Raw genomic sequence first — 13,462 nt, 5'->3', positions numbered from 1 at the left:
GGCCGGGCGTACCCTCACCCGCACGTGCACGGCACCGCAACACGCGGACGGGAGGACGACGTGGCGCTCGCTCTCGAGAAGGACCGCCTGGTGTTCGAGTTCCCGGAGGTGCATCCCGCCGCCCGCATGGCCGTCTCCTTCCACCGCACCCTGCGGGTGCCGGACGACGGCAACACCTATCCGTTGCCGCCCGGCCTGGGCCGGTTCCCGCTGCGGACCGTCGCCGAACTCGACGAGGCCGCGCTGCCGTCTTCGTGGCGATCCCACGGCGGCCTCGTGATGCCGATGTGGCAGGCGGAGGCGTGCTGGCTCGGGTTCGAGTCCCGGTACCCGTTCCTGGTCAAGGTCGGCGCCGGGGACGTCGACGCGCTCACCGGCGAACCCTGGTCGCCGGAGCCGGACTTCGGACGCGAGGACTATCTCGAGGTGCCGGCGCAACCGTGGCTCGACGGCTACGTCGTGGCGCACGGCCGGGTGCGCCAGTTCGTCGCGATGCCGCTCGGGTCCGGCTACAGCCTCGAGGAGCAACTGCGGTCCGGGCCGGCGCGGGGCGGGATCCGCGTCGCGGCCCGCCCCATGCGGGCGCAGCGATGGGAGGAGCGCGCCGGATTCGACGCCCGGCGCCCGCTGCCCGCCTTCGCGCCGGCCCCGGCGATGGGACTCGGTGCCGGCGGATCCGTCGACCAGGGCGTCGCCACCCCGGTCGAGTCGCACGACGCGTGGGATCTCGACCACCGCTCCGTGGTCGAGGTGCACCTGGTGAACAGCGAGCAGTGGCGCGCGATCACGGACCAGGATCCACCGACCCGGCCCCCGGCCGCGAGCGACTACACGGCGCGCGGCTTCCCGTGGTTCGAACTCTACGACGAGACCGTCGCGCGGCAGGGGGCGGCGCCACTCGCGGACGTCGACACCGTCGCCGACGTCGGGCGCCGGCGGGGAGAGCCGTTGCCCGACAACGAGACCGTCACCGTGCCCGAACCCGTCCGGATCCGGCCGGCCCCGCGCGAGCCTGGCCGTCGCGGATGATCCGACGGTATCGTCTGTCGACATGGGGCGGATCACCCAGCGTGTCGAACCGGAACCGCTTGCCGACTGGCTGATCGGGCACGGTCGCGCGGCGGTCGCCTTCGACGAGGCCGGGTCGGTCACCGCGCTGCCCGCGCGGGTCCGGCGGCGCGACGGCCGGTTGTGGGTCGGTGTGCCGCGGGAATCGGTGCCGCCGTCGGCCGGACTCGATCGGGTCACCGTCCTGCTCGACGACGGCGAATTCTGGTTCGAGCTGCGGGCGGTGAACTGGCGCGGACGCCTGACGCCGGCGGACGCCCCCGACGGTCGGGAGGACCTCGCCTGGTTCGTCTTCACGCCCCGACGCGCCACCGCGTGGGACTACGCGACCCTGCACGAGGAGCGGGACTCGTGAAGACCGACGACGCCGTCGTGCGCGACTTCCTCGACCGCGCCCGCGTCGCGCGCCTGGCGACCCGCTCACCGAAGGGCGCGGCGGCCCTGGCGCCCCTGTGGTTCGTGCAGGTCGACGGCCGGCTGTACTTCGGCACCGGGCGCGACACCGTGGCGGCGCGCAACGCCGCCGCGAATCCCGACGTCGTCGTGCTGCTCGACGACGGCGAGCGCGGACCGGTCCTGCGGTTGCGCGGCCGGGCCACCGTGCGGCCGGGGGCGCCGCCCGCGGCCGTCACGGCCCGTTTCGGGCGGAAGTACTACCTGGGCGGATGGCGCTCGGAGCTGTCGCACGCGCGGAGCTGGTTCCTGCGTACCCGGTACTACGGGCAGAGCGCGCCGGCCACGATCGTCGTCGAACCGGGAGAGGCCGAGCTGCTGCGGCGGCCCTGAGGGGTGTCCCTCACGACGGCGGTCCGGCGTTCACGGCGGCGACGTGCCGCAGCCAGTCGGCCAGCGCCTGGAACCGCTGCCGATCGGGGTGGTGGAACACCACGGTGTCGGGATCCGTCGGCGCCGGCGCACCGTCCCGCCCGCTGCCCGTCACGATCCGGAGCATGCCGTCGGTCTGCGGCAGCGCCGGACGGAACTGCACGTCGCTCACGTCCCGCAACCGGATCCTTCTGGGCGTCAACGGAACCGGTCCCAGAGCTCGTGCCACGGGACCCTCCCGCAGGATCCACAGCCGGTCGCCCTGCACGACGATCTGCCCGCCCCACCCGTGGTACCGGCGCATCGGCAGCACCGGGTCGGGCGGGTCGGCGACCGGTCCGGGCGCCAGCCGTGGCACCGTCACCGGCGGCCCGTCGAGGACGCGCTCGTCGATCTCGTCGGCCGGGGTCACCGACACCGTCACCTCGGCGGCCAGCCGGGATCCGCTCACCGCGGCCCGTGCGGCGGTGCGCAGCCCCCGCCCGGACAGGTGCGTCACGATCGGCAGCAGACGCGCGCTGGACCGCCGGCCGAGATACCCGCACGGTCGATCGTCCACCCGCACCTCCACCAGCGCGCCGTCCGCCTCGTGCAGGGTGACGAGCAGGGCGTACTTGCCGGGCGGGTCGGCGTAGGGGTGCAGCAGGTCGAAGTGCTGTTCCTCCCCGGTGACCTGCAGGGTGCGACCCGAGGGCAGCAGCGTGTAGGGCACGTCCGGCGGATCGTTGCGGGGCACCAGCCTGGCCGGGGCGCCGAGGCTGACCGTGACGCGCGCGATGATGCGCCCGCTGCGGCCGGGGTCGTCGTTGTAGGTGCCCGCGTCCGCGGCCCAGATGCGGCCCGGCACGGTCGGCAGGTACCCGCCGGCGACGACGCGGCGCAGCACCGGCCCGTAGCGCAGCGCGTCGCCGTCGCCGAGGATCCCGACCGTCAGCCCGTCCGCGCGCACGCTCACGCCGTGCGTCTCCGGCAGCAGGGACACGTCCCTGCGGATCTCGGCGCCGGCCGGGTCGAACGCCGCACCGAGGGTCCGCACGATGTGCTCGGTCCAGGCGAACTCGCCCTCGATCTCGGTGTCGAACCGGTCCGGTCGGCACCCCCACAGCCGATACGGAACCAACTTGTCGCTCAACCGAACTCCACGCCCTGCGCCAGGGGGAGATCGCCGGAGAAGTTGACGGTGTTCGTGGCGCGGCGCATGTACGCCTTCCACGAGTCCGAACCCGACTCGCGTCCGCCGCCGGTCTCCTTCTCGCCGCCGAACGCGCCCCCGATCTCGGCGCCGGAGGTGCCGATGTTGACGTTGGCGATGCCGCAGTCCGAGGCGGCGAGGAAACGCTCGGCCTCACGCTGGTCGGTGGTGAAGATCGACGACGACAGCCCTTGGGGCACCCCGTTGTGCAGGGCGATCGCCTCGTCGAAGTCGTCGTAGGTCAGCACGTAGAGGATCGGAGCGAACGTCTCCTCGCGCACCACGTCCGTCTGCGCCGGCATCCGCACGACCGCGGGCCGGACGTACACCCCGTCGCCGGGGACCTCGACCGGATCGCCGCCCGTGACGAGAATGCCGCCGTCGAGCTCGGCGCGCTCGAGCGCCGCCCGCATCGCGGCGTGGGCACGGCCGTCGATCAGCGGGCCCACGAGCACCCCCTCGCCGAACGGATCACCCACCCGCAGTCCCGAATACGCCTTGGCGATCCGCTCGGTCAGTTCGTCGACGACCGAACGATGGGCGATGAGCCGTCGCAGGGTGGTGCAACGCTGACCGGTGGTGCCGGCCGCGGCGAACACCACGGCCCGCACGGCGAGGTCGAGGTCGGCGGAAGGGCCGACGATCGCACCGTTGTTGCCGCCGAGTTCGAGCAGGCAGCGCCCGAACCGCGCCGCCACCCGGGGCGCGACGATGCGGCCCATCCGGATCGAGCCCGTTGCGCTGACCAGCGCGACGCGGGGGTCGTCGACCAGCGCCTCACCGACGGCGGCGTCGCCGACGAGGACGTGGTGCAGGCCGCCGGGGGCGCCCACGTCGCGTGCGGCCCGTTCGAGCAGGGCGTGGCAGGCCGACGCGGTGAGCGGCGTCTTCTCCGACGGCTTCCACACCACCGGATCGCCGCACACCAGCGCGATCGCGGTGTTCCAGGACCACACGGCGACGGGGAAGTTGAACGCCGAGATCACCGCGACCACCCCCAGCGGATGCCACGTTTCCATCAGGCGGTGGCCGGGTCGCTCCGACGGCATGGTGTGGCCGTAGAGTTGGCGCGCGAGGCCCACCGCGAATTCGCAGATGTCGATCATCTCCTGCACCTCGCCGAGCGCCTCGGAAGGGATCTTCCCGGCCTCGAGCGTGACGAGTTCGGCGAGATCGGACTTGTGCTCGCCGAGCAGTTCCCCGAGCCTGCGGACCAGCCGTCCTCGCACCGGCGCAGGAACCTGCCGCCAGCGTTCGAAGGCCGTGCTCGCCGCGGTGACCGCGGCATCGACATCCTCCGCGCGTGCCGGGTGCAGGCGCGCGAGCTCCGAACCGTCGATCGGGCTGGTGACCGGGTGCGGGCCGTCGAGCGCGGGCGCGCCCGCCCCGCAGCGGCGCAGCGCGGCCACGGCGCGATCGTGGAGATTGCCAGTCGGATTCATCGTCGATGTCCTTTCCGGGTCGGTTAGCCTGCGCTGATGGCGGAAAACTCGAAGGAGTCCCTGGACGAGATCGACCGGCTGCTCATGCGCGAACTGGTGGTGGACGGCCGGGCGACGCTGGCCACGCTCGCCGAGAAGGCCGGGTTGTCGATCTCCGCGGTGCAGTCCCGGGTCCGCCGCCTCGAAGCCCGGCACGTGATCCGCGGATACACGGCGAAGGTAGATCCCGAGGCGCTCGGGCTGATGCTGTCGGCGTTCGTCGCGATCACTCCTCTCGACCCGTCCCAGCCGGACGACGCGCCGGCGCGGTTGCGGCACATCGACGCCATCGAATCCTGCCACTCCGTGGCCGGGGACGAGAGCTACATCCTGCTCGTGCGCGTCGCCTCACCGCGGGCACTCGAACAACTCCTCCAGGAGATCCGCGCGACGGCGAATGTAGCCACCCGCAGCACGGTCATCCTCCAAACATTTTACGAACGATAGCGTGGCTGTGGATCGATCTTCCGGCATGTGACCGTCGAGGGGAGAAATTTGACGTACCCTCGTGGCATGAGCACTGCATTCCGACACCCGGACGGTGCCCGCGAGCTGCCCCCGAGCCGGGTACATGCCGTTCTGCGCGAACATCTGCTGGTGGACGGGTTCGATCTCGTCCTCGACCTCGACCGATCACGGGGGGTGCGGCTCGTCGACCAACGGGACGGCACGGCCTACCTCGACATGTTCGGGTTCTTCGCGTCCTCCGCGCTCGGGATGAACCACCCCGACATCGTCGACGACCCGGCGTTCACCACCGAACTCGCCGCGGCCGCCGCGAACAAGCCGAGCAACTCCGACATCTACACCGTGGCGATGGCCCGGTTCGTCGACACCTTCGCCCGGGTGCTCGGCGACCCGGCCCTGCCGCACCTGTTCTTCGTCGACGGTGGCGGACTCGCGGTGGAGAACGCACTCAAGGCGGCCTTCGACTGGAAGAGCCGGCTCAACGAGGCTCGCGGACTCGGCTCCGACCTCGGGGGCAGCGTTCTCCACCTCTCCGAGGCGTTCCACGGCCGCACCGGTTACACGATGTCCCTCACCAACACGGACCCGGTGAAGACGGCCCGGTACCCCAAGTTCCGCTGGCCGCGCATCGACGCGCCCTACCTGGCCGCCGACCGCGACGTCGAGGCCGCCGAGGCGCACGCACTGCAGCAGGCGCACCGGGCGTTCGCCGAGAACCCGCACGACATCGCGTGTTTCATCGCCGAACCCATCCAGGGCGAGGGCGGCGACCACCACTTCCGGCCCGAGTTCTTCCAGGCCATGGCCGAACTGTGCCGCCGGCACGATGCGCTGCTGATCTTCGACGAGGTGCAGACCGGCGTCGGGCTGACCGGAAGCACATGGGCGTACCAGCAGTTCGGCGTCACCCCCGACATCGTCGCCTTCGGGAAGAAGACCCAGGTCTGCGGCATCATGGCCGGCGGCCGGATCGACGAGATCCCCGACAACGTCTTCGCGGTCTCGTCGCGCCTGAACTCCACCTGGGGCGGCAACCTGACCGACATGGTCCGTGCCCGGCGCATTCTCGAGGTGATCGAGCGGGACCGGCTCGTCGACCGAGCGCGGATGACCGGGGCACATCTGCTGTCCGGGCTGAAGCAGCTCGCCGTCCGCCACCGGCTGGTCGGCGAGCCCCGAGGGCGCGGCCTGATGTGTGCGTTCACCCTGCCCACACCGGCGGTGCGCGACGCCGTGCTCACCCACCTGCGGGTCGACGAGCACGTGCTGATGATCGGCACCGGGCAGCGCGGCATCCGGTTCCGGCCGCCGCTGACGGTCACCACCGCCGAACTGGACGAGGCACTCGACGCCCTGGATCGGGTCCTGGGGACGATCGCGCGGACCTGACGGCCCCCTCGGAGTCGCCGCGGGGCGGCGGAGGTGACCCGCGCGGTGTGCGATCGCGAACCGTCCACCGGGTGTTCCGGTCAGGACCCGGCGTCGACGCGGAACGGCAGGGTGACGTCGACGGTCGTGCCGCCGCCCTCGGGGCTGTCGAGGACGAACTCGCCGCCGAGCGCGGCCGTCCGATCGCGCAGCCCGTCGAGCCCCCCGCCGGGCGTCGGCCGCGCGCCACCGCACCCGTTGTCCCCGATCGTCATACGCAGCATGTCGCCCGTCCGGTGCAGGCCGATCCGGACGACGGTGGCCCCGGAGTGCTTACCGGCGTTGGTGACGGCCTCCGCGCCGATGAGGTACGCGGCGAGTTCGACGGGGGCCGAGGGGCGTTCGCCGAGCGCGTCGTCGATGTCCACGGGCACGGGTGCCCGCTCGGCCAGTGAGCGCAGCGCCGCCGCGAGTCCGCGCTCGGTGAGCACCGCCGGATACACGCCTCTGGCGAGCTCTCGCAGTTCCCGCAGCGCGACGTCGAGTTCGGCGGCACCGTCCGCGAGCAGCCGCCGCAGGGTCGGCTCGTCCCCGGCACGCTGTGCACGGCGCAGCAGCAGCGACGCGGCGACGAGACGCTGCTGCGCACCGTCGTGCAGGTCGCGCTCGAGGCGCCGGCGCTGGACGTCACCGGCCGTGACGATCCGTTCGCGGGAGCGCCGCACCTCGTCGAGCCGGAGCTGCAGGTCCGCGTGCAGCCGCTCGTGCTCGAGGGCCAGGCCGGTGGCGCTGCGGACCGCGGCGAGCAGCTCGGGTTGCGTCTCGAGCGACGGGTCGTACACCAGCGCGCCGACCGGTGTGCCGGCGCGCTCGAGGACGGTCGCCGCCCGGGGATCCGAGCGGCGGGGCAGAGCACGCACCGCACCGTCCGGATCGACGTACGCCGCCCGCTCCGGGACGTACGTCCACAGCACCAGGCTCGGGTCGTGCACGGCGCGTCGGAGCGCGTCGACGAACCCGGCACCGAGCGGCGCGGTGCCGATCTCGACCATCGCGTCGCTGACCGCAGCTCGGGCGAGCCGGTACCGGAGTAGGCCGATCGCGACCGCGAGCGGGAACAACGCCGTGGCCGGGTAGCGCAGGTTGAGCACCCAGGTCGGGGGCGACCAGGGCAGGTTCACCGCGCTGGAGAGCACGGCGAGTGTGATCACCGCCGAGAGGCCGTATGCGACCCCGAGCGGTGCGAATCCCGACCGGTACGCGGGCGACCCCGAACGCCAGCGCACGATCACCACCACCACGAGCGTCACCACGATCAGGAACGCGCAGAACCCGACGACGAGCTGCACGGTCCGCGCGAGGGACGGATCATCGCGCAGGAGAAGTAGATTCGTCGATGTCGACGGGGATGCCGCGGGTGCGGTCCGCGGATCGAAGAACAGCCACTCGGCCACGATGCCGACGGTGGCGAGGATCCAGGCGGCTCCGACGAACAGGCGTTGCCACGGTCGTTCCAGCCGACCGGTCGGGAATCCCACGAGGGCCTGGAGCAGGACGGGTAGGTACAGGTTCGTCGCCACCGCGCCGACGGTGAAGGCCACGGGTTCGCCGGAGCGCCGCAGACCGCCGAGGAACCACAGCAGGCCGGCCATGAGGATGAGAGGACCGGTCAGGTCGTGCGGGCGGGTGTTCCATGCGATCGCCCCGGCCACGACGAACGCCACACCGGCGCCGAGGAACAGCCCCAGTTCGGTCGGCCCGAACACCGGGAGGAACGGGCCCTCGGCGGCGGCGAAGGACTCGCGCGGCCCGAGCAGGAGCGTGCGCGCCGGATCCCGCAGTCCCGTCGGCGACCGGTCCACCGTGGCGGCGATCGCCGCGACCAGCACCGCAGTGACCACGACGAGTAGCTGGATCACTCGTTGCCGCACCCCGGCCTCCTCCCGGACCGTCTCAGTCTCCTCCCGCGTCGGCGTGGGCACCACCGTGCTGGCACGGGACGCCTCCGGTGTCACCACGGTGCCGGAATCCGGTGTCACCACGGATCCGCCGACCGTCTCGGCTGCCGGCGCAGCCGGCATGAGTGCGGCTGCCGGCGCAGCCGGTACCCGTGTCGATCGATCGGTCGACGAGGGGGCACACACGGACACCGTCACCGGGCTGCCGGAGTTCCCCGGCCGCGCGACGCCGGTGGCACGGTCACGACAGCGTGAACCCACCCCGTTAGGGTGGGCCCATGTCGGACTCCGCCGCCGGTAGCCCTGCCCGAACGCCGGGGCCCGGGCTCGAACCGAAGTCGATCCCCAACCTGCGCGACCTCGGCGGGTGGACCACCGGGGACGGCGCGTCGGTGCGCTGGGGCGTGGTGTACCGCTCGACCGACCTGAGCCGGGTCACCGACGCGGATGCGCGCGCACTCGAAGGACTGGGGCTGACGACGGTCGTGGATCTGCGAACGGCCGCGGAACGGGAGGCGGCGCCCGACCGGGTGCCGGCCGGCGTCCGGCATGTGCCGCTCGACGTGCTCGCCGATCGTGAGCACGGTTCGATCGCCGCACACATGAAGGAGTTGCTGACCGACGCCGCGTTCGCCCGGGAGGTTCTCGGGGACGGCCGTGGCGCCGAGTACCTGCGGGGCAGCTATCGCGACTTCGTGCTGCTGCCGAGCGCCCGGGCGGCGTACCGGACGCTGCTGCGCTCGCTGCTCGTCGAGGACGGGACCCCGGTTCTCGTGCACTGCACCACCGGCAAGGACCGCACCGGCTGGGCCGCAGCCGTGCTGCTGCTGGCGCTCGGTGTGGATCGCGACTCGGTGTTCGAGGACTACCTGCGGACCAACGAGATGCTGCTGCCGGCGTTCGAACCGATTCTCGCCGCGCTCACCGCGAAGGGAGTCGAGCGTGCGGACCTCGAATCCGTTCTCGGCGTCCGCGCCGAGTACCTCGAGGTGGCGTTCGCGACGGCCGAGGACGAATTCGGGTCGTTCGACCGGTACCTCGACGACGGATTGGGGCTCACGACCGCCGATCGGGACCGACTCGGGCAGGCTCTGCTCGGGTGAGATCCGGACCGACGCTACCGCGCGACCCGGATCATCCGACGCGACCGTCCCACTCGCGCACCAGCCTCGCCGGCGCCGTGACCCGGAACGACATGTCGAGCAACTCGGCGATCTCGTCCCAGTCGACGTCGGCCCGCTCCAGATCGAACCCGATCCACCCCGACGGACCGAGGTACGCCGGGTCGTAGGTGTGGGGCTGCCCGAGCAGGGCCTCGCGCTCGGCGGCGTCCGGTTTGACGATCAGCGATCGCGGGAACTGCACGCCCGTGGCCTTGACGGACCCGCCGTACACGGCGAACGCAGTCCTCGTGTAGAAGAACGGCCTGCCGTGCGAGATCTTCTCGGCGGCACCCGGGAAGGTCAGCGCCAGCCCACGTATCCGTGTCAGCAGCGGATCGGCCTCGTCGAACATGACGGGATGCGGCATACGCGCAGCGTACCGTCCGGCGGCGACACCACGACCGGCGTCCGTTCTCGCTGTTCGCGACGTCCCGGGCGGCGGGGAAGTCGTCCCGGCGGTCGCGGGCGCCTACGTCCGTGCGCGGGAACGACGACGCACCGCGGCGTACAGCGCGATGCCGAGCAGCGCCCCGGCCAGGTCCGCGCACCAGTCCCACACCGACCCCGACCGGCGCACCGCGACGGCGGCCTGGAGGACCTCGGTGAGCGCCGCGTACACGGCGAGCCAGGCGACGGTCGCGGCGGGCGGGATCCGGGCGAAGCGGGAGGCGTACGCGAGCACCGCGAACATCAGCGCGTGCGTGATCTTGTCGGCGTGCGGGAAGCCGGACGGGGTCGTATCGCCCGGCAGCATGAGCAGCACGGTGACGACCACGAGCGTGAGCGTCACCGGCGCGAACCGGGCGGTCATGGACGTTCGGTGACCGTCATGCCCCAGGCGCCCTCGGCGAACCGTCGCACGGCCGCCGAACCCGCGGCCAGGGCGGCGGAGCCGCCGGGTTCGGCGGTGCCGGTCAGCGTCCCGTCGGGACGCAGTTGGACGGTGGCTTCGACGGCGGCGGTCGTCGCCTCCCGGACCGACCAGTGGTAGCCGGTGTCCGCGGCCCACGCCTCGGGGTCCTCGGCGAGCAGATACCAGTTGCCCGCGTTGATCTCGACGGGCTCCACTCAGCAGCCACCCTTCGTGCCCTTGGTCGCGGAGAACAGGATTCCCGCGACCGGGATCAGCAGGAACCACAGCCAGTTGTCGAAGGCGAAGAACAGCACCAGCGCGACGAACGGGACCAGCGCCATGGCGGTGGTGCGCCACTTCTCCCACTGCTCGGCCTTCGCGGTGTCCTGTACCGGCGCAGGCGTGTTCGGGGTCGCGGGGGGCAGGTCGGTGAACAAGGTGTCGAGCTCGGCGCGGGTGGTGGCCGCTGCCGCCTTCGCGCTGCGCTCGTCGAATTCGGCGAGGGTGAGCCGGCCGGCACCGAAGTGCTCACCGAGCAGGTTCAGTGCCTGTTCGCGTTCGACGGTGCCGATACGGACCTCGGGGGAGTCGGCCATGGGTCCACACTAATGTGTCGTCAGCGACCGGTCCCGCCGGTGCCGGTCCGGAATGCTCTGGAGATGATCAGGATCAGCGCGACCGCGGAGATCAGCAGCGCCACCGGATGCCGCAGTACCAGGGCCGGGGCGACGGCGAACATGCTCATCGCCAGCAGCCACACCACGTCGGGAATGTCGCGGGGGGCGGGCGGTTGCGGTTCCCGGGGGGCGGGGGCCGGAGCGACATCGCGCAGGAAGGCCGGCTCGGCCGGACGTGGCCGCCCGCCGCGGGCGCGGACGGCGAGGACGGCGACGGTGGCGGCGGCGCCCGCGCCCGTCATGATCCACACGCCCGGTTCCAGGAGTGCGTGGAGCGCCAACAGTCCGAGCACCACGACCGGGACCAGGAACCACCACCCGCGCCGACGTCCGTCGGTCCGGCCGGTCAGGGGAGGCAGGTCGGTGAACAGGAGTGCGAGGTCGCGGCGGGTGGTGGCGGCGGCGATGCGACCGCTGCGGTCCTCGAATTCGGCGAGGGTGAGCCGGCCGGCACCGAAGTGCTCGCCGAGCAGGACCTGAGCTTGCTCGCGCTCGACCGTGCCGACACGGATTTCCGGTGAATCGGCCATGTCACCACCCTAGACCCGGGACGGCCGACGGCGCGCCCCCGGAATCCGAGGATTCCGGGGGCGCGCCGTCGGACGCGGGACTACTTGAGCTCGGCGAGCACCGTGCCCTGGGTGATGGCGGCGCCCGGCTCGACCGCCAGGCCCGTGACGACACCGGCCTTGTGCGCGTTGACCGGGTTCTCCATCTTCATGGCCTCGAGCACCACGATCAGGTCGCCCTCGGCGACCTCCTGGCCCTCGGAGACCGCGACCTTGACGACGGTGCCCTGCATCGGCGCGGTGACCGCGTCACCGGAGGCCTTACCGCCGTGGGCGCCGCCGCGCTTGCGCGGCTTCGGCTTCTTGCGCAGCGCCCCGCCGGCCGCAGCGCCACCGGCGCCGAGGGTGAACTGACCGGGCAGCGACACCTCGACGCGACGGCCGCCGACCTCGACGACGACGTTCTGCCGCGGCAGGGCCTCGTCCTCGTCCTCGGTCGCGGCCGCACCGCCGGTGTACGGCTCGACGGTGTTCTCCCACTCGGTTTCGATCCACTTGGTGTAGACGTCGAACTTCTCGCCGTCCCCGACGAACGCGGGGTGCTCGACGATGTGCCGGTGGAACGGGATCACGGTGGCCAGGCCGTCGACCTCGAACTCGGCCAGGGCGCGGCGGGCGCGCTCGAGCGCCTGCTGCCGGGTCTCGCCCGTGACGATCAGCTTGGCGAGCATCGAGTCGAACTGCCCGCCGATGACGTCGCCCTGCACCACGCCGGAGTCGACGCGCACACCCGGGCCCGAGGGCTCGCGGTACACGCTGATCGGGCCGGGGGCCGGCAGGAAGCCGCGGCCGGCGTCCTCGCCGTTGATGCGGAACTCGAACGCGTGCCCGCGCGGGGTCGGATCCTCGGTGATCTCGAGCTTCTCGCCGTTGGCGATGCGGAACTGCTGGCGCACCAGGTCGATGCCCGCGGTCTCCTCGGTGACCGGGTGCTCGACCTGCAGGCGGGTGTTGACCTCGAGGAAGGAGACGGTGTCGCCCTGGACCAGGTACTCGACCGTGCCGGCGCCGTAGTAGCCGGCCTCGCGGCAGATGGCCTTGGCGGACTCGTGGATGCGGCGGCGCTGCTCGTCGGTCAGGAACGGCGCGGGGGCCTCCTCGACGAGCTTCTGGAAGCGGCGCTGCAGCGAGCAGTCGCGGGTGCCGGCGACGATGACGTTGCCGTGCTGGTCGGCGATGACCTGCGCCTCGACGTGGCGGGCCTTGTCGAGGTACTGCTCGACGAAGCACTCGCCGCGGCCGAAGGCGGCGACGGCCTCGCGGGTCGCGGACTCGAACAGCTCGGGGATCTCCTCGATGGAGTGCGCGACCTTCATGCCGCGGCCGCCACCGCCGAAGGCCGCCTTGATCGCGACCGGCACGCCGTACTCCTTCGCGAACTCCACGACCTCGTCGGCATTGGCGACGGGGTCCTTGGTGCCCGCGGCCATCGGGGCCTGGGCGCGCTCGGCGATGTGCCGTGCGGTGACCTTGTCGCCGAGGTCGCGGATGGCCTGCGGGGAGGGGCCGATCCAGATCAGGCCGGCGTCGATCACGGCCTGGGCGAAGTCGGCGTTCTCGGACAGGAAGCCGTAGCCGGGGTGGATCGCGTCGGCGCCGGACTTGCGGGCGGCGTCGAGGATCTTGTCGAACACCAGGTAGGACTCGGCGGAGGTCTGGCCACCGAGCGCGAATGCCTCGTCGGCGAGCTTCACGAACTGGGCGTCGGCGTCGGGTTCTGCGTAGACGGCCACGCTCCCGTAACCGGCGTCCTTGGCGGCTCGGATGACCCGCACAGCGATCTCGCCGCGGTTGGCGACGAGCACCTTCGTGATGTGCGCGCTGGCATGACTGGGCACGG

15 protein-coding genes are annotated in these 13,462 nt (G+C 72.2%); 6 read left to right on the top strand and 9 right to left on the bottom strand.

What is annotated here, in order from left to right; all coding sequences use genetic code 11:
- Nucleotides 1-60: 60 nt before the first annotated feature.
- The 3 genes from F1734_RS18325 to F1734_RS18315 are packed head-to-tail and all read left to right on the top strand — an operon-like array spanning nucleotide 61 to nucleotide 1,854.
- Nucleotides 61-1,029, top strand: a complete 969-nt coding sequence (locus F1734_RS18325) for a hypothetical protein (RefSeq protein ID WP_010594798.1) — start codon at nucleotides 61-63, stop codon at nucleotides 1,027-1,029.
- Between the two features lie 22 nt (nucleotides 1,030-1,051).
- Nucleotides 1,052-1,423, top strand: a complete 372-nt coding sequence (locus tag F1734_RS18320) for a hypothetical protein (RefSeq protein WP_010594797.1) — start codon at nucleotides 1,052-1,054, stop codon at nucleotides 1,421-1,423.
- A complete protein-coding gene (locus F1734_RS18315) occupies nucleotides 1,420-1,854 on the top strand; it encodes a pyridoxamine 5'-phosphate oxidase family protein (protein WP_203010862.1) in 435 nt (144 codons plus the stop codon). Before F1734_RS18320 ends, F1734_RS18315 begins: the two co-directional genes overlap by 4 nt.
- Before the next feature lie 10 nt (nucleotides 1,855-1,864).
- Here F1734_RS18315 and F1734_RS18310 read toward each other — a convergent pair whose 3' ends face one another.
- Both F1734_RS18310 and amaB read right to left on the bottom strand, forming a co-directional pair.
- On the bottom strand, nucleotides 1,865-3,025 hold the full coding sequence (locus tag F1734_RS18310; protein WP_010594795.1) for a DUF4429 domain-containing protein: 1,161 nt from the start codon (nucleotides 3,023-3,025) through the stop codon (nucleotides 1,865-1,867).
- Entirely contained in the window at nucleotides 3,022-4,527 is a 1,506-nt protein-coding gene (amaB, locus tag F1734_RS18305; RefSeq protein ID WP_010594794.1) for an L-piperidine-6-carboxylate dehydrogenase, read from the bottom strand. The genes F1734_RS18310 and amaB overlap by 4 nt, the downstream gene beginning before the upstream one ends.
- A 36-nt stretch (nucleotides 4,528-4,563) precedes the next feature.
- Here amaB and F1734_RS18300 point away from each other — a divergent pair, with 36 nt between their 5' ends.
- Both F1734_RS18300 and lat read left to right on the top strand, forming a co-directional pair.
- Nucleotides 4,564-5,013, top strand: a complete 450-nt coding sequence (locus F1734_RS18300) for an Lrp/AsnC family transcriptional regulator (RefSeq protein WP_010594793.1) — start codon at nucleotides 4,564-4,566, stop codon at nucleotides 5,011-5,013.
- Between the two features lie 66 nt (nucleotides 5,014-5,079).
- On the top strand, nucleotides 5,080-6,423 hold the full coding sequence (gene lat / locus F1734_RS18295; RefSeq protein ID WP_017679599.1) for an L-lysine 6-transaminase: 1,344 nt from the start codon (nucleotides 5,080-5,082) through the stop codon (nucleotides 6,421-6,423).
- 80 nt (nucleotides 6,424-6,503) lie between these two features.
- Here the strand turns inward: lat and F1734_RS18290 are convergent, their stop codons facing one another.
- Entirely contained in the window at nucleotides 6,504-8,441 is a 1,938-nt protein-coding gene (locus F1734_RS18290; protein WP_230831608.1) for a sensor histidine kinase, read from the bottom strand.
- A 197-nt stretch (nucleotides 8,442-8,638) separates the two neighbouring features.
- On the opposite strand from F1734_RS18290, the gene F1734_RS18285 reads away from it, so the two are divergent.
- Nucleotides 8,639-9,463, top strand: coding sequence for a tyrosine-protein phosphatase (locus tag F1734_RS18285; RefSeq protein WP_010594789.1), 825 nt, complete (start codon nucleotides 8,639-8,641; stop codon nucleotides 9,461-9,463).
- A gap of 31 nt (nucleotides 9,464-9,494) precedes the next feature.
- On the opposite strand, the gene F1734_RS18280 is transcribed toward F1734_RS18285, so the two are convergent.
- From F1734_RS18280 to F1734_RS18255, 6 genes are all read right to left on the bottom strand, one after another.
- Nucleotides 9,495-9,890, bottom strand: a complete 396-nt coding sequence (locus tag F1734_RS18280; protein WP_010594788.1) for an MmcQ/YjbR family DNA-binding protein — start codon at nucleotides 9,888-9,890, stop codon at nucleotides 9,495-9,497.
- 102 nt (nucleotides 9,891-9,992) lie between these two features.
- Nucleotides 9,993-10,334 (bottom strand): VanZ family protein, encoded by a 342-nt coding sequence (locus tag F1734_RS18275; RefSeq protein ID WP_017679596.1) that lies wholly within the window; start codon nucleotides 10,332-10,334, stop codon nucleotides 9,993-9,995.
- Nucleotides 10,331-10,591: a hypothetical protein gene (locus F1734_RS18270; RefSeq protein WP_048770727.1), complete on the bottom strand. Its 261-nt coding sequence runs from the start codon at nucleotides 10,589-10,591 to the stop codon at nucleotides 10,331-10,333. Before F1734_RS18270 ends, F1734_RS18275 begins: the two co-directional genes overlap by 4 nt.
- Entirely contained in the window at nucleotides 10,592-10,972 is a 381-nt protein-coding gene (locus F1734_RS18265; RefSeq protein ID WP_010594785.1) for a DUF1707 SHOCT-like domain-containing protein, read from the bottom strand. It abuts the gene before it with no gap.
- Nucleotides 10,973-10,992: 20 nt separating this feature from the next.
- On the bottom strand, nucleotides 10,993-11,583 hold the full coding sequence (locus F1734_RS26575) for a DUF1707 SHOCT-like domain-containing protein (protein ID WP_010594784.1): 591 nt from the start codon (nucleotides 11,581-11,583) through the stop codon (nucleotides 10,993-10,995).
- Nucleotides 11,584-11,663: 80 nt separating this feature from the next.
- Entirely contained in the window at nucleotides 11,664-13,460 is a 1,797-nt protein-coding gene (locus F1734_RS18255; protein ID WP_010594783.1) for an acetyl/propionyl/methylcrotonyl-CoA carboxylase subunit alpha, read from the bottom strand.
- Between the last annotated feature and the right edge of the window lie 2 nt (nucleotides 13,461-13,462).

The sequence above is a fragment of the Rhodococcus ruber genome, from assembly GCF_016804345.1.
In the GTDB taxonomy this organism is placed as follows: domain Bacteria; phylum Actinomycetota; class Actinomycetes; order Mycobacteriales; family Mycobacteriaceae; genus Rhodococcus; species Rhodococcus ruber.
This window is presented reverse-complemented; position numbering and strand designations above follow the sequence as displayed.